Annotated in this window: 18 protein-coding genes; 15 read left to right on the top strand and 3 right to left on the bottom strand. The window is 45.8% G+C overall.

What is annotated here, in order from left to right; genetic code table 11:
* The first annotated feature begins 9 nt into the window (after positions 1–9).
* The 8 genes from tsaE to hflC all read left to right on the top strand — a co-directional run bounded on the left by tsaE (position 10) and on the right by hflC (position 9,157).
* A complete protein-coding gene (gene tsaE, locus L3V37_RS19165; RefSeq protein WP_005381372.1) occupies positions 10–474 on the top strand; it encodes a tRNA (adenosine(37)-N6)-threonylcarbamoyltransferase complex ATPase subunit type 1 TsaE in 465 nt (154 codons plus the stop codon).
* The gene (locus L3V37_RS19160; RefSeq protein WP_005381374.1) at positions 468–2,177 is read left to right on the top strand and encodes an N-acetylmuramoyl-L-alanine amidase; all 1,710 of its coding nucleotides are present in this window, start codon (positions 468–470) and stop codon (positions 2,175–2,177) included. Before tsaE ends, L3V37_RS19160 begins: the two co-directional genes overlap by 7 nt.
* Positions 2,178–2,195: 18 nt before the next feature.
* Positions 2,196–4,208 (top strand): DNA mismatch repair endonuclease MutL, encoded by a 2,013-nt coding sequence (gene mutL, locus L3V37_RS19155; RefSeq protein WP_237306793.1) that lies wholly within the window; start codon positions 2,196–2,198, stop codon positions 4,206–4,208.
* Positions 4,205–5,137, top strand: coding sequence for a tRNA (adenosine(37)-N6)-dimethylallyltransferase MiaA (gene miaA / locus L3V37_RS19150; RefSeq protein ID WP_005395375.1), 933 nt, complete (start codon positions 4,205–4,207; stop codon positions 5,135–5,137). Before mutL ends, miaA begins: the two co-directional genes overlap by 4 nt.
* A gap of 194 nt (positions 5,138–5,331) precedes the next feature.
* Positions 5,332–5,595, top strand: a complete 264-nt coding sequence (gene hfq, locus L3V37_RS19145; RefSeq protein WP_005381379.1) for an RNA chaperone Hfq — start codon at positions 5,332–5,334, stop codon at positions 5,593–5,595.
* Positions 5,596–5,633: 38 nt separating this feature from the next.
* Positions 5,634–6,923, top strand: a complete 1,290-nt coding sequence (gene hflX / locus L3V37_RS19140) for a ribosome rescue GTPase HflX (protein ID WP_005381380.1) — start codon at positions 5,634–5,636, stop codon at positions 6,921–6,923.
* A 45-nt stretch (positions 6,924–6,968) separates the two neighbouring features.
* Positions 6,969–8,174: an FtsH protease activity modulator HflK gene (gene hflK / locus L3V37_RS19135; protein ID WP_017633728.1), complete on the top strand. Its 1,206-nt coding sequence runs from the start codon at positions 6,969–6,971 to the stop codon at positions 8,172–8,174.
* Between the two features lie 2 nt (positions 8,175–8,176).
* Positions 8,177–9,157, top strand: a complete 981-nt coding sequence (gene hflC / locus L3V37_RS19130; protein WP_005381382.1) for a protease modulator HflC — start codon at positions 8,177–8,179, stop codon at positions 9,155–9,157.
* Between the two features lie 63 nt (positions 9,158–9,220).
* On the opposite strand, the gene L3V37_RS19125 is transcribed toward hflC, so the two are convergent.
* Positions 9,221–9,406, bottom strand: coding sequence for a DUF2065 domain-containing protein (locus L3V37_RS19125; RefSeq protein WP_005381383.1), 186 nt, complete (start codon positions 9,404–9,406; stop codon positions 9,221–9,223).
* Positions 9,407–9,578: 172 nt separating this feature from the next.
* Between L3V37_RS19125 and L3V37_RS19120 the strand changes: the two genes are divergently transcribed.
* Together L3V37_RS19120 and L3V37_RS19115 are read left to right on the top strand one after the other, a co-directional pair.
* Entirely contained in the window at positions 9,579–10,895 is a 1,317-nt protein-coding gene (locus L3V37_RS19120) for an adenylosuccinate synthase (protein ID WP_005387946.1), read from the top strand.
* A gap of 216 nt (positions 10,896–11,111) precedes the next feature.
* Positions 11,112–11,747, top strand: coding sequence for a tetratricopeptide repeat protein (locus L3V37_RS19115; RefSeq protein ID WP_005381388.1), 636 nt, complete (start codon positions 11,112–11,114; stop codon positions 11,745–11,747).
* 80 nt (positions 11,748–11,827) lie between these two features.
* On the opposite strand, the gene hmpA is transcribed toward L3V37_RS19115, so the two are convergent.
* Positions 11,828–13,012, bottom strand: a complete 1,185-nt coding sequence (gene hmpA / locus L3V37_RS19110; RefSeq protein WP_237306791.1) for an NO-inducible flavohemoprotein — start codon at positions 13,010–13,012, stop codon at positions 11,828–11,830.
* A 157-nt stretch (positions 13,013–13,169) separates the two neighbouring features.
* Here hmpA and nsrR point away from each other — a divergent pair, with 157 nt between their 5' ends.
* The 5 genes from nsrR (at position 13,170) to trpS (ending at position 18,961) form a co-directional block, all read left to right on the top strand.
* Positions 13,170–13,595, top strand: a complete 426-nt coding sequence (gene nsrR / locus L3V37_RS19105) for a nitric oxide-sensing transcriptional repressor NsrR (protein WP_005381392.1) — start codon at positions 13,170–13,172, stop codon at positions 13,593–13,595.
* Between the two features lie 115 nt (positions 13,596–13,710).
* On the top strand, positions 13,711–16,218 hold the full coding sequence (gene rnr, locus L3V37_RS19100; RefSeq protein ID WP_213973476.1) for a ribonuclease R: 2,508 nt from the start codon (positions 13,711–13,713) through the stop codon (positions 16,216–16,218).
* A gap of 70 nt (positions 16,219–16,288) precedes the next feature.
* On the top strand, positions 16,289–17,032 hold the full coding sequence (rlmB, locus tag L3V37_RS19095; RefSeq protein WP_005381395.1) for a 23S rRNA (guanosine(2251)-2'-O)-methyltransferase RlmB: 744 nt from the start codon (positions 16,289–16,291) through the stop codon (positions 17,030–17,032).
* A 110-nt stretch (positions 17,033–17,142) separates the two neighbouring features.
* Positions 17,143–17,829, top strand: a complete 687-nt coding sequence (locus tag L3V37_RS19090; RefSeq protein ID WP_005382834.1) for a phosphoglycolate phosphatase — start codon at positions 17,143–17,145, stop codon at positions 17,827–17,829.
* Between the two features lie 115 nt (positions 17,830–17,944).
* Positions 17,945–18,961, top strand: coding sequence for a tryptophan--tRNA ligase (trpS, locus tag L3V37_RS19085; protein ID WP_237306789.1), 1,017 nt, complete (start codon positions 17,945–17,947; stop codon positions 18,959–18,961).
* Positions 18,962–19,018: 57 nt separating this feature from the next.
* Here trpS and L3V37_RS19080 read toward each other — a convergent pair whose 3' ends face one another.
* A complete protein-coding gene (locus tag L3V37_RS19080; RefSeq protein WP_149192265.1) occupies positions 19,019–19,393 on the bottom strand; it encodes a hypothetical protein in 375 nt (124 codons plus the stop codon).
* Positions 19,394–19,904 lie beyond the last annotated feature (511 nt).

Raw genomic sequence — 19,904 nt, 5'->3', positions numbered from 1 at the left:
GAAGCATCAATGAGCACGAAACAATTCAATTTAAAAGATGAGCATGAAACGGTTGCACTAGGCACCGCTTTGGCTCAGCTTTGTTCCCAGCAAACCACAATTTATCTGCATGGTGATTTGGGTGCAGGTAAAACAACCTTTAGTCGTGGTTTTGTCCGTGCTCTTGGTCATCAAGGTAACGTGAAAAGTCCAACTTATACTCTAGTCGAACCGTACCAGTTGGATCAGTGGCAAGTATATCACTTCGACCTTTATCGTCTTGCGGATCCTGAAGAGCTTGAGTTTATGGGGATTCGAGACTATTTCACAGACGATGCGATTTGCTTGGTTGAATGGCCTGAAAAAGGGCATGGCTTACTGCCACAACCGGATCTTGATGTAAACATTCGCTACCAAGGTGAGCAACGTGTAGCCGAACTAACAGCTAATAATGATTATGGTGTGCAGTTACTCAGTCGATTGGAACTATGTTGAGTTTTTCAAATTTTAGAGTAGTGGCGACGTTTGTCGCCACTTTTCTCCTTCTCATCCCCAATTTAGCATTTGCTAACGTCGTTAAGAGTTTTCGAGTTTGGCCTTCACCTGATGAAACGCGTGTTGTCATCGATTTAGGCTCGGAAGCTGACTATTCCTATTTCTCTTTATCAGGGCCGGATCGCCTTGTCGTGGATTTAAAAAGCACGACGATGCAGGCCAAACTGCCTGTTACTGTTACGGATAGCCCTGTTTTAAAACTGGTACGAAAAAGCTCGCCTCCAGAGAAGGGCACTTATCGTTTGGTGTTTGAACTAAAGAAGAGCGTTCAAGCGGAATTATTTAAATTAAGCCCAACACCAGGTGGGCAGTATGGTCACCGCTTGGTGATTGATTTACCGCACGGTAAGAAGGCATCGACCTCTAAACCGAGTAAGCCAGCGGCGGCCAGCAAAGACATGAGTTCAGTTCAACGAGCTCAAGAAGTATTAATTGTTATCGACCCTGGTCACGGTGGGGAAGACCCTGGCTCTATTGGCCCTTCACGTCGTAAGTACGAGAAAGATGCGGTATTGAGTATTTCAAGAAAAATTGCTGCTCAGCTCGATGCGACTCCTGGTATTAAAACGCGCATGACTCGTACGGGAGATTATTTTGTAAACTTAAACCGTCGTGTCGCGATTGCTCGTGAAAATGATGCGCACTTGCTGATTTCCATTCACGCAGATGCGTTTACTTCACCGAAGCCTCGCGGTGGATCGGTCTTCGTACTAAATACTCGTCGTGCAAATACCGAAATTGCTCGTTGGGTCGAGAACCATGAGAAACAGTCTGAGTTATTGGGCGGCTCGGGTAATGCGTTCTTCACGAAGACAAAAGATCGTAACGTGAACCAAACTTTGTTGGACTTGCAGTTTAGTCATTCACAAAAAGAAGGCTATAAGCTGGCAACAGAAATCCTAGGTGAGATGGGACGTGTTGCGCACCTGCATAACACCAAACCGATCAACACCAGCCTTGCGGTTTTACGCTCTCCACAGATTCCGTCTGTGCTAGTGGAAACGGGCTTTATTTCTAACCCAACAGAAGAGCGTTTACTGTTTCAACGAGCGCACCAAGATAAGTTAGCTCAGGCTATCACTAAGGCGGTCGTCAAGTACTTAAAAGATAACCCACCAGAGGGTACGGTGTTCTCGCCTTCAGCGAAGCCAATGGTACATATTGTAAAGCGTGGCGAGTCATTATCGGTGATCGCGAACAAATATGGGCTTAGCTCTAAAGCGCTGATGTCGGCAAACAACTTGAAGTCGACAGGCTTGGCAATTGGTCAGAAGCTCAACATTCCTTCTGCTGGTACGATTAAAGTGCCAAGTAAACCGATTACTGTTGAGACAGAAACCATTACGCACAAGGTTAAGTCTGGTGAGTTCTTAGGTAAGATTGCGAATCACTATAAAGTGAAGGTTTCAGATATCCGCCGAGAGAATAACTTGAAGTCAGATACCTTGTGGGTAGGGCAAAAGTTGAAGATAACGGTCGCGGTAAAAGATAAACCAATTCGTAAGCACAAGGTTTCTCGGGGTGAGTTCCTTGGCAAAATAGCGTCCAAATACGGCGTTAGCGTATCGAGCATTCGTAAAGCGAATAACTTACGCTCTGATCAGCTAGCGGTTGGGCAAGTCCTGATCATTCCAAACAAGTAGGTGAGCTTCTAACTCATTATGACGATTAAAATTTTGCCAGCCAGACTTGCAAACCAAATCGCCGCAGGGGAAGTGGTCGAAAGACCTGCTTCTGTGATTAAAGAGCTGGTTGAAAATAGTCTTGATTCTGGCGCAACTCGAATCGATATCGATATCGAGAAAGGAGGCGCAAAGCTGATTCGTGTTCGTGATAACGGAAAAGGTATCGCGAAAGATGAACTCGGCTTAGCGCTCAGTCGTCATGCGACATCTAAGATACATACCTTAGATGATCTCGAAGCCATTATGAGTCTAGGTTTTCGCGGTGAAGCGTTAGCCAGTATTAGCTCAGTTTCGCGTTTGACGCTCACGTCGCGTCCAGCGGCACAAGAAGAAGCCTGGAGTGCCTACTCCGAAGGGCGTGATATGCAGGTGAAGCTTAAGCCAGCAGCGCACCCGATTGGCACTACCGTTGAGGTGTTGGACTTATTTTTTAATACTCCAGCGCGTCGCAAGTTTCTTCGTACGGAGAAAACCGAATTTGCTCATATTGATGAGTTATTGAAACGCATTGCGTTAAGCCGCTTTGATGTCACCATCAATGTGCGTCATAACGGCAAGATCATCCGTCAATATCGCGCGGCGAAAAATCAGCTTCAAACCGAAAAGCGTATTGCTGCTGTCTGCGGTAATGCGTTTGTGCAGCATATGCTCAGAATCGAGCTTGAGCATCAAGGGTTTAAGCTACATGGGTGGATTACCACGCCAGAGGGAGCAAGGCAGCAAAGCGATTTACAATATTGCTATGTGAATGGCCGAATGATGCGTGACAAATTAATCAATCACGCGATTCGTCAAAGCTATGAAATGAGCTTAAAGCCAGATCAGTTTGCTGCGTATGTGCTCTTTATTGAGCTGGATCCGCACCAAGTAGATGTGAATGTTCACCCTGCTAAGCATGAAGTGCGTTTCCACCAAGCTCGTTTGGTGCATGATTTCATCTATCAAGCTTTGACGGATGCACTTTCACAAAGCGCCGTGATTGATAAACCACAGGTGAATGAATCGGCATTTCATCGCGTGGAACCGACTGAGTCCGAAGAGATTGAGCATTCGCCAGAGCCTGAAAAAGTACAAGAGCCAGCATCTTCACCAGTACCAGAGCGGGTTTATCAAGCGATAGAGAGTACACCGGCTTATCCTGGACGCAGTGATTATGAAGTGAAGCCTCGTAATAGCGGTCCTAGTGAAACCTCCGTGCGAGAGGCGCGCGTAGTGGAGTCATTCAAACGTAATGATTGGGTGGAATCCAAACCTGCACCAAAGCCAAGTCACAGTAAAGAGCGCCACGTAGAACCAGCGCCAACTAAACAAGAAGTACGCGCTTATCACGAGCTGTTGAAAACGCCAGAGTTTGAGGCTCAGGCAGTCACTCCAATAGCGCCCCAAACGATAACTTCGCACACATCAATGCCATCGATTACTGCATTGGGCAAAGCGCTGATGGTGGTCGATGAACAATTTGTTTTGATGAGCAGTGACAGTGGGGCGGCGTTAGTCTCGTTACCTAGAGCAGAATTTTATCGTGTAAAAGGCCAGCTTTCTCCAAGCGATGGTGCACTCAAGGCACAACCTCTGCTTGTTCCTCTATCTATTAAGTTAGAGGCCGAATTAGTGAGACTGGCCCAAGATTATCAACAAGATTTGGCATTGCTTGGTATTCAATTGAAAGCGAGAAACGAGCACGCCTTAATGGTGATGGGCGTCCCAGCTCCGCTGCGTCAACAAAACTTACAAAATTTAGTACCAGATCTGTTATCTTACGCGCAATCTTGTGTGAACGAAGGTATAGCAGCGGCTCAGATGCTGTCTGAGTTGATAGATTGGCTCGCATTACAGGTCACGACAGTGAAGAGTCACTATACTTTTTCTGAAGCCATTCAAATTATTGCGGAACTTGAACAGCTAAGACATGGTCAATTGCCATTAGAAGATACAAAATTCGTATCCGCTGTTGATTTCTCTGCCACGATAGCCAAATTAAAACCATGACAGATAAACTACCTTTGGCGCTATTTTTAATGGGGCCAACTGCATCAGGCAAAACTGAGCTGGCGATTCGTCTTCGTCAAAAATTTCCGGTTGAGATCATCAGTGTTGATTCTGCTTTGATCTACAAAGGGATGGATATCGGTACGGCGAAACCGGATGAAAAAGAGTTAAGTTTGGCGCCTCATCGCTTGATAGATATTTTGGATCCAAGTGAATCTTACTCTGTCGCCGACTTTCGTCGAGATGCATTGAAAGCGATGGATGATATTGTTGCAGAAGGAAAAATTCCACTTCTTGTGGGTGGAACAATGCTGTATTACAAGGCGTTACTTGAAGGTTTATCACCACTTCCTGCTGCAAATCCTGAAATTCGTCAGCAAATTGAACAAGAGGCATTGACTAAAGGTTGGTCAGTGTTGCACGATGAACTCAAAGAGGTTGATCCTGTGTCAGCCGCGAGAATCCATCCCAATGATCCCCAACGTTTATCTCGGGCATTGGAAGTTTTTCGCATTTCAGGTAAAACTTTGACTGAATTGACTCAAACGAAAGGTGAAAGCCTACCATACCGAGTCAAGCAGTTTGCAATAGCTCCCAAGGATAGGGCAGAACTTCACCGTCGGATTGAACTCCGTTTCGAGAAGATGATGGAAGCGGGCTTTGAAGAAGAAATGAAAGCGTTACATTCGCGAAAAGATCTTCACCCCGATCTTCCTTCCATACGATGCGTCGGTTACCGACAGATGTGGGAGTATTTAGATGGGGAGTGTACACGTGACGAAGCGGTATTTCGTGGCGTATGCGCGACTCGTCAATTGGCCAAGCGTCAAATCACCTGGTTACGCAGCTGGGATGATTTAACTTGGTTGGATAGCGAGAACATTGAACAGGCATTAGAAACGATGTCGGAAGCAATAGCATCTGATTGACATAGCTGTGTATAATGTGATCGTTTTTGCGTGAACGCACTCTCAAAGGATCTGTTGTTGGCGGTTTTTATACTATGCTGCTAATTACTTAGAGTGCATTTTTGATTCGTTTAGCTCAGATGCAAAAGCCGTATCTTTTGCATTGCACCACTAGCTAAATAATTACAACTACAAATTAAATAAGGAAAATAAAAATGGCTAAGGGGCAATCTCTACAAGACCCATTTCTAAACGCGCTACGTCGTGAGCGTATCCCGGTATCTATCTACCTTGTGAATGGTATTAAACTACAAGGTCAGATCGAATCATTCGATCAATTTGTGATCCTGCTGAAGAATACTGTTAACCAAATGGTGTACAAGCACGCGATCTCAACAGTTGTGCCGGCTCGTCCAGTGAGCCATCACAGCGGTGAACGTCCACAAGGTGAGCGTCCACAAGAGAAATCTGAAGATTAATTCTTCATCGAGTATTTTTAAAATAAGGAGTTGATTGCTTGTTTGACCGTTATGAATCCGGTGAGCGAGCCGTACTTGTTCATATCAACTTCACGCAAGAAGGTGAATGGGAAGATCTGGCTGAGTTCGAAATGCTGGTTTCTTCTGCTGGGGTAGAGGCGCTACAAGTGGTAACTGGTAGTCGTCAATCCCCACACCCGAAATACTATGTCGGAGAGGGTAAGGCCCAAGAGATTGCTACAGCGGTACAATCAACGGGTGCCGAAATTGTGATTTTTAATCACGCCCTCTCTCCTGCCCAAGAACGTAACCTCGAAGCACTGTGCCAATGTCGAGTTCTCGACCGCACTGGTCTTATTCTCGATATCTTTGCTCAACGAGCTCGAACACACGAAGGTAAGCTACAGGTAGAGCTGGCTCAACTTCGTCATATCTCTACTCGTTTGATTCGTGGTTGGACGCACCTTGAAAGGCAGAAAGGTGGTATCGGTTTACGTGGCCCGGGTGAAACCCAGCTGGAAACCGACCGTCGCTTATTGCGTGACAGAATCAAAGCCATCCTGCGACGCTTAGACAAAGTAGCGAAGCAGCGTGAACAAGGGCGCCGCGCCCGAAATCGAGCTGAAATCCCAACGGTTTCACTTGTGGGTTACACCAACGCGGGTAAGTCGACACTCTTCAACCGTATTACAGAAGCTGGCGTGTACGCGGCTGATCAATTATTTGCTACTTTGGACCCGACTTTACGTAAGATAGAGTTAGCAGATGTTGGTCCTGCCATCTTGGCTGACACGGTTGGTTTTATTCGACATTTGCCACACGACTTGGTTGCGGCCTTCAAGGCAACCTTGCAGGAAACGCAAGAAGCTGACATTTTGTTACATGTTGTTGATGCCAGTGACGAGCGTTTTCGTGAGAATATTCAAGCTGTTCATGAAGTACTAGAAGAGATCGACGCGCATGAAGTGCCGACTCTGGTTGTCATGAACAAAATCGACAATCTAGATTCGCAGAAACCACGTATAGAACGAGACGAGGAAGGCGTACCTCGCGCAGTTTGGGTTTCAGCAATGGATGGGTTGGGCATTGATGTCCTGTTTGAGGCTCTGACGGAACGTCTGGCGTCACAAATGGTCGAGCATCAGTTGCGAATTCCTCCACAGTATCAAGGACGATTCCGTAGTACCTTCTTCCAAATGAAGTGTATTCAACGTGAGGAATATGACCAGGATGGTAACTTGTTGATCGATATTCGAATGCAGCAAGTAGATTGGTCTAGACTTGAAAAAAGAGAAGGGGCAGTTTTGACTGGCTTTATAGTCACTTAAAGGACTGCTACAGTATAACGTCATATCAAATGATGGAGCTTTCTAATGGCGTGGAATGAGCCTGGAAATAACAACGGCAACAATGGCCGCGATAATGACCCTTGGGGTAATAATAATCGTGGTGGCCAGCGTCCTGGTGGCCGAGATCAAGGTCCGCCAGATTTAGATGAAGTGTTCAACAAACTGAGTCAAAAGCTGGGCGGCAAGTTTGGTAAAAAAGGCGGCGGTGGTTCTCCAATCGGCGGCGGTGGTGGTAGTGCAATTGGCTTTGGCGTGATTGCTCTGATTGCTGTTGCAGTTTGGTTCTTCGCTGGTTTTTACACCATCGGTGAAGCAGAGCGTGGTGTTGTACTGCGTTTAGGTAAATACGATCGTATCGTAGACCCAGGTCTTAACTGGCGTCCTCGCTTTATTGATGAGTACGAAGCGGTAAACGTACAAGCGATTCGTTCACTACGTGCATCTGGTCTAATGCTGACCAAAGATGAAAACGTTGTAACAGTTGCGATGGATGTTCAGTACCGAGTGACTGACCCATACAAATACTTGTACCGTGTAACCAATGCAGACGACAGCTTGCGTCAAGCAACGGATTCTGCACTACGTGCAGTAATTGGTGACTCATTGATGGATAGCATTCTAACCAGTGGTCGTCAGCAAATTCGTCAAACTACGCAAGAAACACTGAACCAAATCATTGATAGCTATGATATGGGTCTGGTACTTGTTGATGTGAACTTCCAGTCTGCTCGTCCACCAGAGCAAGTGAAAGATGCGTTTGATGATGCAATCGCAGCACGTGAGGATGAAGAGCGTTTCATTCGTGAAGCTGAAGCATACAAGAACGAAATCTTGCCTAAGGCAACGGGTCGTGCAGAGCGTTTGAAGAAAGAAGCACAAGGTTACAATGAGCGTGTCACTAACGAGGCTCTTGGTCAGGTAGCACAGTTCGAAAAACTACTACCAGAATACCAAGCAGCGCCTGGTGTAACGCGTGATCGTCTGTACATCGACGCAATGGAAGAGGTGTACTCAAGCACTTCGAAAGTGTTGATTGACTCGGAATCAAGCGGCAATCTTCTTTACCTTCCAATCGATAAGTTGGCGGGACAAGAGGGCAAAGCAGATACCAAACGTAAATCGAAGTCATCTTCAACCTATGATCAAATTCAACTTGAGTCTGATCGTACACAAGAAGACACTTCGAACACGCAGTCTCGTTCAACAGGTTCACGTCAAGGGAGATACTAAGAATGCGTAAGTTAATGATCCCTGTACTGGTAATCGCACTGGCATTAATGTTGATGTCTTTGTTTGTGATTCCTGAAGGTGAGCGCGGTATCGTGGTTCGATTTGGTCGTGTCTTGAAAGACAATAACGACATCACTCGAATTTACGAGCCTGGTCTGCATTTCAAGATGCCTTTGTTTGACCGTGTGAAACAACTTGATGCACGTATCCAAACAATGGATGGTCGTGCCGACCGTTTCGTAACGTCCGAGAAAAAAGACGTTATCATTGATACCTACGTGAAGTGGCGTATTGAAGATTTTGGTCGCTACTACCTCGCGACTGGCGGTGGTAACTCGCTAACGGCAGAGGCACTACTTGAGCGTAAAGTGACGGACGTGCTTCGTTCTGAAATCGGTGCTCGTGAAATCAAACAGATCGTATCTGGTCCACGTAACGATGATGTGCTACCAGAAGACGCAAGTGCTGATGTTGTCGCAACTGAAGCGGCTCGTGAAGCGCTTGAGATTGATGGTGAACGCGACCTAATCATGTCTGAAGTATTGAAGGACACGCGTGAAAGCGCAATGAAAGACTTGGGTGTTCGTGTCGTTGATTTCCGAATGAAGAAAATCAACCTGCCTGATGAAATCAGTGAGTCTATCTACCGTCGTATGCGTGCGGAGCGTGAGTCCGTTGCTCGTAAGCACCGTTCTCAAGGTCGTGAAAAAGCGGAAGTTATTCGTGCTCAAGCAGAACTAGAAGTAGCAACTATTCTAGCTGAAGCTGATAAAACTGCGCGTGTGACACGAGGTGAAGCGGATGCTGAAGCTGCGAAGATTTATGCTGAAGCTTACAACAAAGACCCTGAGTTCTTTAGCTTCCTACGCTCGCTACGTGCGTATGAGAAGTCCTTCAGCTCTAAGAGCGATATTCTGGTGCTTGATCCGAAGAGTGAGTTCTTCCAATACATGAACCAGTCGAAGGGCAGCATGGAGAAATAATCTCCGCGTCTCATTGAAATAAAAGGCTCCTTAGGGAGCCTTTTTTGTATCTGATGCTAAGTGCTAGCTCATCATGATGGCGATGACGGCTCCAGCAACTACTAGGCAGCCACCGATGCGTCGTAGCTGATTGTTGGGTTGTTCACTTAATTGAGCCACCATATTCCGCCAACCGTTAGGAGCAATCAGTGGCCCAATGCCTTCCACGATCAAGACGAGCCCAATCGCCAACCATATGGATTCAGACATAGCGCTTTCCAGTCGAATAGAGAAAGCTAAATACTATCAGTGATATGCTGATTTCAAAATGAACAAAGCGGCAAGATGACATTCTGGTAGCAACTCTGTGAACAAAAAATGACTGCAAGAAGCGTGATTCGGTGCTAGAATCCATTTTTAACTAGCAATCAGACTTGGAAAGATGGGAAATAACGTAGTCGTTCTAGGCACCCAATGGGGTGACGAAGGTAAAGGTAAAATCGTAGACCTTTTAACTGAAGATGCAAAATACGTGGTACGCTACCAAGGCGGTCACAACGCAGGTCACACTCTCGTAATTGACGGTGAAAAAACCGTTCTTCACTTAATTCCATCAGGTATCCTTCGCGATAACGTAAAATGTGTTATCGGTAACGGTGTTGTACTATCACCTGAAGCTCTACTTAAAGAAATGAAGCCTCTTGAAGAGCGCGGTATTCCAGTACGCGAGCGTCTTTTCATTTCTGAAGCATGTCCGCTAATTCTTCCTTACCACGTTGCAATGGACCAAGCTCGCGAAATCGCTCGCGGTAAAAAAGCTATCGGTACTACTGGTCGTGGTATCGGTCCAGCATACGAAGATAAAGTTGCTCGTCGCGGTCTACGCGTTGGCGACCTATTCGATATGGCGACTTTCGCAGAGAAGCTAAAAGAAGTCATGGAGTTCCATAACTTCCAACTAGTTAACTTCTACAAAGCGGAGCCAGTAAGCTACGAAGAAGTACTTGAGCAAGCTAAAGGCTACGCTGAACTACTAACGTCAATGGTTATCGACGTAACTGACGAACTAGACGCAGCACGTAAGCGCGGCGACAAGATCATGTTCGAAGGTGCACAAGGTACACTACTTGATATCGACCACGGTACTTACCCGTACGTAACGTCTTCTAACACGACTGCTGGTGGTGTTGCTGCAGGTTCTGGTTTTGGTCCTCGTCACATCGGTTACATCTTGGGTATCGCAAAAGCGTACTGTACTCGCGTTGGTGCTGGTCCATTCCCGACTGAACTATACGACGGTTTAGATAAGCAAGATCCAATTGGTAAGCACTTAGGTGAAGTTGGCCACGAGTTCGGTGCGACAACTGGTCGTCTACGTCGTACAGGTTGGTTCGATGCTGTTGCTATGCGTCGTGCAATCCAAATCAACTCTGTATCTGGTTTCTGTCTAACTAAACTAGACGTACTAGATGGTCTAGAAGAGCTAAAAATCTGTACTGGTTACAAGATGGAAGATGGCTCTGTGCTAGAAGTTTCTCCGATGGCTGCTGAAGCATTCGAAAAAGCAACGCCAATCTACGAAACAATGCCTGGTTGGTCTGAGAACACATTTGGTGCTAAGTCACTAGATGCTCTACCACAAGCAGCTCTTAACTACATCAAGCGTATTGAAGAGCTAACTGGCGTTCCAGTAGACATCATCTCTACAGGTCCTGACCGTAACGAAACTATCATCAAAGTTCACCCATTCGAAGCTTAATTGATAGCCGTTAAAGACTGCAAAAGCCGACCTTATGGTCGGCTTTTTTGTATCTGAACAAAAACAGCGTGACTCTCATATGGCAAGCTTTTGCCGCTGAGCCTAAATCAGAGGCAAAAATTGTCTAAAGCTTAGCTGTTTTTTGCCGATAAGGTTATCAAGCAGAGGAGATCCTTCACCGATCTTTGGTTTCTTAGATACCTTAAGGGTACGTTTATGAAGTTACGAACAGTGGCTGCTTCACTGTTGTTGACCTTGGTTGCTACCACAGTGAAAGCCAATGTTGCTGATGTGGGGGCACCAGTTCCGATCTATACCGAAGCAGAGCTGATAAAGCTTATTGAGCAAAATAAGCACTTACAACGTGTGCGCGCTGATAACTGCCAGCTGGTGGAGGATATCGTAGCTCGTGCGACTCGAATTAACTTACCCGCTTATGAGTTTCTATACGGAGATATGTTGGCTTGGGGGGTGTGTGTCGAGCAAGATGTCGAACTGGGTCTTTACTACATCGAAAATGCAGCGCATCAGGGGTTACCTGCTGCACTAGAGCAGATTGGCCGATACTATTCGCGTGGCACTTTAGTACAGCAAGATAAAGAACGTGCAATTCCATATTTGCGAGAAGCTGCGTCAATGGGAAACCTAAACGCGCGTATTCATCTGGCCGAGTTGCTTTTACGTGATTATGGCAGTCCACTCGATTACGAAGATGCGTATCGTTGGTTATATAACTCTGTCACAGCAGATAAGCGGCAGCATAAGCGCATAACTGTATTGAGAAACGGCCTTGAACAGCGCATGCCACAAAACGTTATTGCTCGAGCTAAACGGCGAGACACCTTTTGGTAACGCTTCAATATTGCAAACAACTTCATACAACAAAGCCCACGTCACGTGGGCTTTGTTGTTTTCCCGATAGTTGGTAGCGCTTAAACCACTTTGTGTGGACCGAAGCATTCGTAATGGAATTGCTCTTGTGGTACGCCAAGTTCTAATAGCTGTTTCGCTACGTGCTGCATAAATCCTACAGGGCCACAGAAGTACACCTGCACGTTATCTTGCTTTAATGCAGCTTCAATTTCATACAGATTGACAAAGCCCGTGAAGTGGAAGTCTTCACCTAGTTTGTCTTCTGCCGTTGGTTGGTTATACCAAATGAGCGCGTTCATATTTTCTTTTTCTGCAACGAGTTGGTTTACGTGTTGCTTGAAAGCATGCTGTTGGCCATTTTCTGTTGCATGAACCCAAGTTACAGGTGCTTGATGTGCTGAGAGACTTTCTAGCATTGACAGCGTTGGAGTAAGTCCCACACCAGCAGATATTAGAACAACGGGTGTTTGTGGTTCGGCATCCATAAAGAAATCACCGGCAGGGGCCGCAAGCTGCACTTTTTCGCCAATGTTCAGGCTATCGTGCAGGTAGTTCGACACCTTTCCGCCTTCTTCACGTTTTACTGAGATACGGTAAGTGTTCTCTTGGACCGCAGAAGACAGACTATATTGGCGAATTTCTTGGTTTTCTAACTGGTCACTGTTGATGTAGATGCCAAGGTATTGTCCCGGTTTATACGGCGCCACTTTTTGACCATCGGTTGGCTTGAATACAAAGCTGCAAATGTGTTCGCTCTCAATCTTTTTATCGACTAATTCAAATTCGCGTAGACCGCGCCAGCCGCCTTCCAAAGCTTCATTTTGTTGGTAAATTTGTTCTTCGCGCTGAATAAATACATTCGCAAGTACGCCGTAAGCCTCAGCCCAAGCATCCAACACTTCTTGACCTGGATTAAAAAGCTCATCGATTGTTGCAAGTAAATGCTTACCAACGATTTGGTACTGATCTTCTGTGATCAAAAAGCTCGTGTGCTTATGCGCAATTTTCTCTACTGCGCCAAGCAGAGCTGGCAAATTTTCAATATTGGCAGCATAGGCACAGATAGCGTTGAATAATGCTTCACGCTGATCGCCGTTACGCTGGTTACTCATGTTAAAAATATCTTTCAACTCAGGGTTATGAGTAAACATACGCTCGTAAAAGTGCGCGGTCAGTTTTGGTCCTGTTTCGGCGATGAGTGGTGCGGTCGCTTTGACGATCTCGATAGTTTGATTGCTGAGCATAAGGGCTTCCTACTTTAAGTTGTATTTATAATGCATGTTTAAAGTTGTATCTCAAATGTATCTTTCGATCAAGAAAAGATTTACACTTTTATCGATAGCTCAAGTTTGGGGTTTTAGCATCACCAGCGGGTTATTGAGTCGCACTTTGGGAGAGAATATGCAGTTAACTAGTTTCACTGATTATGCGTTGAGAACCTTAATTTTCTTGGCTTCGTTGCCGGAAGATGAGTTAACCAGCATTACCGAAGTGACGGATTTATTTGGTGTGTCACGTAACCATATGGTCAAAGTTATCAACCGTTTAGGGCAACTAGGTTATGTCCACACCGTGCGTGGAAAAAACGGTGGTATTCGGCTGATGAAACCTGCTTCTGAAATCACAGTCGGTGGTGTTGTGCGCGATTTAGAGCCGTTAGATTTAGTCAACTGTGGTGTGGATTTTTGCCATATTACCCCTGCTTGCCGCCTCAAAGATAAATTGGCGAAAGCAAAAAGTGCCTTTCTGGCGGAGTTGGATGACTGCACGATTGAATCCTTGCTCAGTGACAATTCTGAACTTTTGATCTTGCTGGCTCGTCCTTAACTCATTTGCATGCCTAGAGTCGATCTCGATCATTCTTTTTTCAAAGCAATTCTGTAGCTTATCGAGAGACTCAGATATACTAGCCATATACCTTCCTTGCTAGATAGGCGTGCCTATGTCAGACAATATTCCAAACGATCCTTTTGCAGATCGTGAATCCAAAAATTACGAAAATCCAATTCCAAGCCGAGAGTTTATCATCGAGTTTCTAGAGCAAGCGGGCGTTCCAATGAATCGTAACGACTTGTTTGAGGCACTAAAGCTTGAGGGCGAAGAGCAATACGAAGGGTTGCGTCGTCGGCTACGTGCGATGGAGCGAGATGGCCAACTGGTGTTTACCCGCCGTCAGTGCTATGCATTGCCTGAAAAACTTGAAATGGTGAAAGGTTACGTGATTGGTCATCGTGATGGCCATGGTTGGGTACGTCCAGAAGGCAGCGTCGGCAAGGATGATGATATTCTGTTACCGCACCATCAGATGAAGAACATCATCCACGGTGATTTTGTCTTAGTGCAACCGACAGACAACAGCAAGCGCGGCCGCCGTGAAGGACGTTTGGTGCGTGTGCTAGAGGAGCGTAATGATCAAATCGTCGGTCGTTTCTTCCTTGAATATGGATACTCCTACGTTGTCCCAGATGACTCGCGTATCAGCCAAGATATCCTGATCCCAAATGAGCACAAAGCGGGTGCACGCATGGGTAACGTAGTCGTAATTGAAATTACTGATCGTGGCTCACGCTCACGCGGCATGATGGGTAAAGTGGTTGAAGTCCTTGGTGAAAATATGGCACCAGGTATGGAAACACAAATTGCGATTCGTACACACCAAATTCCTCACGAGTGGCCAGAAGCCGTCGATAAACAAATCGAAAACTTGGGCGAAGAAGTACCAGAAGAAGCCAAAGTTGGTCGTGTGGATCTACGTGATTTGCCACTAGTGACCATTGACGGCGAAGACGCACGAGACTTTGATGATGCCGTTTACTGTGAAAAGAACAAAGAAGGTGGTTGGCGTTTATGGGTAGCGATTGCTGACGTCAGTTACTACGTTCGTCCTGACTCTGCGTTGGACAAAGAAGCGATCAATCGTGGTAACTCAGTATATTTCCCGTCGCAAGTTGTGCCGATGTTGCCAGAAGTACTATCGAACGGCCTATGTTCGCTCAACCCGCAAGTAGATCGCTTGTGTATGGTGTGCGAAATGACCATTTCCGATACAGGTAAGCTGTCTGGTTACAAGCATTACGAGGCGGTGATGAACTCGCACGCTCGTCTCACATATAGCAAAGTGAACGCGATTCTAGAAGGGGATGAAGAACTACGTGAGCGCTACCAGCCGCTTGTTTCTCATCTAGAAGAGTTGCACAAGATGTACAAAGTGCTGAAAGAAGCACGAGATCAACGCGGTGCAATCGAATTTGAAACCGTTGAAACCAAATTTATTTTCAATGCGGAACGTAAAATCGAAAGTATTGAGCCAGTAATTCGTAATGACGCGCATAAGATCATCGAAGAATGTATGATTTTAGCCAACATTGCTTCGGCATCGCTGGTAGAAAAAGCGAAAGAGCCCGCGCTTTATCGTATCCACGAATCTCCAGGTGAATTACGCCTGCAAGGTTTCCGTGACTTCTTAAGTGAACTTGGTCTTGAGCTAAAAGGTGGTTTAGAGCCTTCACCAACGGACTATGCTGATCTCGCACGTCAAATCTCCGGGCGTCAAGATCAAGAGTTGATTCAGACCATGCTGCTACGCTCAATGAAGCAAGCGGTATACAACGCAGATAACGCGGGGCACTTTGGGTTGGCATTGAAACGCTATGCGCACTTTACGTCGCCAATTCGTCGTTACCCTGACTTGTTACTTCACCGTGCAATCAAGTATCTGATTGCTAAAGAAGAAGGTCGTAATCAAGATCGCTGGACACCAACAGGTGGCTATCATTACTCGTTTGACGACATGGATTTTTACGGCGAACAATGTTCGATGACAGAGCGCCGTGCTGATGATGCAACACGTGATGTTGCGGATTGGCTGAAGTGTGAATATATGCAAGACCACGTCGGTGACGAACTAGACGGTGTTATTGCTAATGTCACTAGCTTTGGCTTCTTTGTACGTTTAACGGATTTGCACATCGATGGTTTGGTACATATTTCTACCCTTGCGAACGACTACTATCAATTTGACCCGATTGGTCAACGACTTATTGGTGAAAGTTTCGGTAACATCTACCGCTTAGGTGATGCAGTAAAAGTAAAAGTACTGGCTGTTAACCTCGATGATAAGCAAATTGACTTTGAATTGGTCGAAACAAGTCGTAAGCTACGCGGCGAAGGTAAGACTGCGAAGAAACGCGCAGCGGAAGCAAAACGCAAAGCGAAAGATAAAAAACGCGCTGCGACTCGCTCTTCATCGAAGGAAGGTGGCGCGGCTCGTGCAGTTCCTGCGATAGAGCCAACTAAACGCCCAGAAGAAACGGGCGCAACGAGTAAGCGTAATGGCCCAAAACGTGGTGACGCCGAAGGCAACGAGAAGCCTAAAGTGAAAAAAGCACGTAAAAAGAAGCCGCACAGTAAGCCGAAGAAAACCAAGCGCACTAAAAAAGAAGCGCAGTAGTAGGTTGAAGCGCCAACTTAGTTCAAACTTGGTTGGCGCAGGCAATACGACCAGAACAACAGGTTAAACAATGAGTAACGAATTTATCTACGGCATTCACGCAGTGAAGGCGGTATTGGAGCGCGAACCAGAGCGTTTTATCGAGGCGTACGTTTTAAAAGGTCGTCAAGATGATCGCCTAATGCCAATCCTAAATGATCTTCAGGTTTGTGGTGTTTCTATTCAGCAGATGACACGTAAAACTTTGGATGACAAAGCGCGCGGTGCAAATCACCAAGGCATCATCGCTCGTGTGAAACCAGCGAAGCAGCTGAATGAGAACGATATAGATGACATCCTGGCGCAGCACGAATCACCACTGCTATTAGTGTTAGACGGAGTGACCGATCCACACAATCTTGGTGCGTGTTTACGTAACGCAGATGCGGCAGGTGCTGCGGCGATCATCGTACCGAAAGATCGTTCTGCGCCAATGAATGCGACGGTAAGTAAAGTCGCTTGTGGTGCAGCTGAAGTCGTACCATTGATCCGAGTAACTAACTTGGCTCGTACTATGCGTACATTGCAAGAGAAAGGCATCTGGTTTGTTGGTACTGCGGGTGAAGCAACGCACGACATCTACCAAGCCAAACTGACTGGACCCCTTGCTATCGTAATGGGGGCAGAAGGTGACGGTATGCGTCGTCTGACTCGTGAAACCTGCGACGATTTGATTAAGATCCCAATGGCTGGTAGCGTTTCAAGCTTGAACGTATCTGTGGCATCCGGCATCTGTTTGTTTGAGGCAGTTCGTCAGCGTATTGCTGCAAAGTAACGACGAAACAAACAGTTACTGTCGAATCAGACATAATGATAAAAACAAAGGATGGGGTGCCATCCTTTGTCGTTTTCACCGATTTATAAATAAAAATCCTCAGGGAAGTTATGACTCAACAAGACATTAAATTCATCGCCTTCGATCTAGATGGCACTTTGCTTGATAGCGTGCCAGATCTAGCTGTCGCGGCAGACCAAGCAGTACAGGCGCTTGGCTTTCCATCGGTTTCAGAAGAACAAGTTCGTGATTACGTGGGTAACGGCGCAGACGTGCTTATTGGTCGCTCATTAAGCCAAAGCCTGACCATCAACCCAGAGCTGAGTGAAGAGCTTCGTGCTAAAGCGCGTGTATTGTTTGATGATTACTACGAGCAAAGCGGTCACAAGCTAAGCCATCTTTACCCAACGGTAAAAGAGACACTAGCAGAGCTGCACAAAGCGGGCTTTGTTATGGCGTTGGTGACTAACAAACCTTCAAAGTTTGTGCCTGACGTTTTGGAAAAGCACGACATCGCAAAATACTTCGTTGATGTCCTTGGCGGTGATGCATTCCCAGAGAAAAAACCAAACCCAGTAGCATTGAACTGGCTAATGGAAAAGCACCAAATCCAACCAAGTGAAATGCTGATGGTTGGCGACTCGAAAAACGACATTCTCGCAGCAAAGAATGCAGGCTGTGCCTCATTTGGTCTGACATATGGTTACAACCACGGTGAACCTATTTCAGCATCAAATCCAGATTTCGTCGCTGACAGTTTGGCAGAATTATTGGACGTTGTAGCGGTTTCTGCATAACGGCTACAAAAGAGCTTCCAAAATACTCGTTAATGAGTACACTGAGTAAACCGTGCACCTATTACTGCACGGTTTTTTCATTTAATTAGATTAAGAAGTCAAAGGAATCATTCTAATGAGCAAACCCATTGTATTGAGTGGTGTTCAACCTTCAGGTGAACTAAGTATCGGTAACTACTTGGGTGCTCTACGTCAATGGCAGCAGATGCAAGACGATTATGATTGCCAATATTGTGTGGTAGACCTTCACGCGATTACGGTTCGTCAGGACCCTAAAGCGCTGCATGAAGCAACTCTAGACGCACTGGCAATTTGTCTGGCAGTTGGTGTTGACCCGAAGAAGAGCACGCTATTTGTTCAGTCACATGTACCAGAGCATGCTCAACTAGGTTGGCTTCTTAACTGTTACACTCAAATGGGTGAGCTGAGCCGTATGACTCAGTTTAAAGACAAATCGGCACGTTACGCGAATGACGTAAACGTCGGTCTATTTGACTACCCGGTGTTGATGGCTGCTGACATTTTGCTTTACGGTGCGCACCAAGTACCTGTAGGCAGTGACCAGAAGCAACATCTAGAATTAGCGCGCGATATCGCAACGCGTTTCAACAATATTTACTCGCCAGAGCAGCCAATCTTCCAAGTTCCAGAGCCTTACATTCCGACAGTAAATGCGCGTGTAATGAGCCTTCAAGACGCAACGAAGAAGATGTCTAAATCTGATGACAACCGTAAGAACGTTATCACGCTGCTGGAAGAGCCTAAGTCGATCCTTAAGAAGATCAACAAAGCGCAAACTGACACCGAAACGCCACCTCGTATCGCTAACGATTGGGACAACAAGGCAGGTATCTCTAACCTAATGGGTCTGTACTCTGCGGCAACAGGCATGAGCTTTGAAGAGATTGAAGCGAAATACCAAGGCGTAGAAATGTACGGTCCATTCAAGAAAGACGTTGGTGAAGCTCTAGTTACTATGCTTGAGCCTATTCAAGCTGAATACCACCGTATCCGTGCTGACCGCGCTTACATGAACGAAGTGATGAAGCAAGGCGCTGAGAAAGCATCGGCACGTGCGGCTGAAACGCTTAAGAAAGCATACGAAGCAGTAGGTTTTGTTACTCGCCCATAGTTGCTAAGAACGAATACGAAAAAGCTCCACTTTGGTGGAGCTTTTTTTATGCCTGTATTACTGAAATGGCGTGTCTTTCATACAGCGTTCCATGTCGTAATATTCAACACGTCCTCGAGCCCCTAGAAAGGCAGACTTCACAACCATGCCTTTATCAATGAAGTAACTAAGCTGTACGCATGATATATCGTAGCTGAGTTCTTTAATTCTCGCTGGAATCCAGTAGGTTCCTGGCGTTCTTAGACGCTGAGTAAAGGTAATAACACCCTCGTCACTGACTTCTAGCTCTTCAATACCATCCAGTTCATTTTTGGCTGATTCGATGATGTCTTGATTCGCCGTAGGTTGAAGTGGCTCACTGGCGGTCAACTGACACCCCGCTATCAAGCCAAGTAGGGAGAGAGCTAGCACACTGCGTTGAATTTTTTTCATTTGTCGTTCCTGGGTTTACAGCTAATGAGATCTTATTGTCTCGCGCAGGTGTTATATCTTTTGTGTATGTTTTTGGCTAGTGAGTAATGAAAAGTTATTGAATAAATCATGAAAACTTTGAAGTATGAGAGGCCTGTATAAGAGAGAACGAAGCGAGTAATAGATTCTTGGGCTTGAACAGTGATACAAGTGAAAATTAAAGCATTCTAAATTAGTGACTAATTATATTTTTTATTTGTAACGGAACGGTTGGGTTAATAAGCAACTCAACAAGTGATGTATTTTCTACTCCTTAACATGAAGTGAAAAAGTAAACTGAGTAATCAATCTAAATTCTGACTTGTTTATCAATAGTGCTCTGTATTTATTACAAAAAATGTTTGAATGGGATGCTCTGGCATATTTTCTTATATTCACATGTGATTCATTTCACGGCTTTAATTACTCATTCTTATTTATTTCATAAATAAACCTGATAGTAGACGCAAATGGCAGGCTCTAACCAGAGCTA

Source organism: Vibrio sp. D54 (assembly GCF_021728075.1).
Classification (GTDB): domain Bacteria; phylum Pseudomonadota; class Gammaproteobacteria; order Enterobacterales; family Vibrionaceae; genus Vibrio; species Vibrio alginolyticus.
Note: the sequence above shows the minus strand (reverse complement) of the source record. Positions and strands in the feature narration are given on the sequence as shown.

What these genes read in the sequence shown, in the direction of transcription:
- tsaE (WP_005381372.1), top strand. Translation starts at nt 10, where the DNA reads ATGAGCACGAAACAATTCAATTTAAAAGATGAGCATGAAACGGTTGCA.
- L3V37_RS19160 (WP_005381374.1), top strand. Translation starts at nt 468, where the DNA reads ATGTTGAGTTTTTCAAATTTTAGAGTAGTGGCGACGTTTGTCGCCACT.
- mutL (WP_237306793.1), top strand. Translation starts at nt 2,196, where the DNA reads ATGACGATTAAAATTTTGCCAGCCAGACTTGCAAACCAAATCGCCGCA.
- miaA (WP_005395375.1), top strand. Translation starts at nt 4,205, where the DNA reads ATGACAGATAAACTACCTTTGGCGCTATTTTTAATGGGGCCAACTGCA.
- hfq (WP_005381379.1), top strand. Translation starts at nt 5,332, where the DNA reads ATGGCTAAGGGGCAATCTCTACAAGACCCATTTCTAAACGCGCTACGT.
- hflK (WP_017633728.1), top strand. Translation starts at nt 6,969, where the DNA reads ATGGCGTGGAATGAGCCTGGAAATAACAACGGCAACAATGGCCGCGAT.
- hflC (WP_005381382.1), top strand. Translation starts at nt 8,177, where the DNA reads ATGCGTAAGTTAATGATCCCTGTACTGGTAATCGCACTGGCATTAATG.
- L3V37_RS19125 (WP_005381383.1), bottom strand. Translation starts at nt 9,406, where the DNA reads ATGTCTGAATCCATATGGTTGGCGATTGGGCTCGTCTTGATCGTGGAA.
- L3V37_RS19120 (WP_005387946.1), top strand. Translation starts at nt 9,579, where the DNA reads ATGGGAAATAACGTAGTCGTTCTAGGCACCCAATGGGGTGACGAAGGT.
- L3V37_RS19115 (WP_005381388.1), top strand. Translation starts at nt 11,112, where the DNA reads ATGAAGTTACGAACAGTGGCTGCTTCACTGTTGTTGACCTTGGTTGCT.
- hmpA (WP_237306791.1), bottom strand. Translation starts at nt 13,012, where the DNA reads ATGCTCAGCAATCAAACTATCGAGATCGTCAAAGCGACCGCACCACTC.
- nsrR (WP_005381392.1), top strand. Translation starts at nt 13,170, where the DNA reads ATGCAGTTAACTAGTTTCACTGATTATGCGTTGAGAACCTTAATTTTC.
- rnr (WP_213973476.1), top strand. Translation starts at nt 13,711, where the DNA reads ATGTCAGACAATATTCCAAACGATCCTTTTGCAGATCGTGAATCCAAA.
- rlmB (WP_005381395.1), top strand. Translation starts at nt 16,289, where the DNA reads ATGAGTAACGAATTTATCTACGGCATTCACGCAGTGAAGGCGGTATTG.
- L3V37_RS19090 (WP_005382834.1), top strand. Translation starts at nt 17,143, where the DNA reads ATGACTCAACAAGACATTAAATTCATCGCCTTCGATCTAGATGGCACT.
- trpS (WP_237306789.1), top strand. Translation starts at nt 17,945, where the DNA reads ATGAGCAAACCCATTGTATTGAGTGGTGTTCAACCTTCAGGTGAACTA.
- L3V37_RS19080 (WP_149192265.1), bottom strand. Translation starts at nt 19,393, where the DNA reads ATGAAAAAAATTCAACGCAGTGTGCTAGCTCTCTCCCTACTTGGCTTG.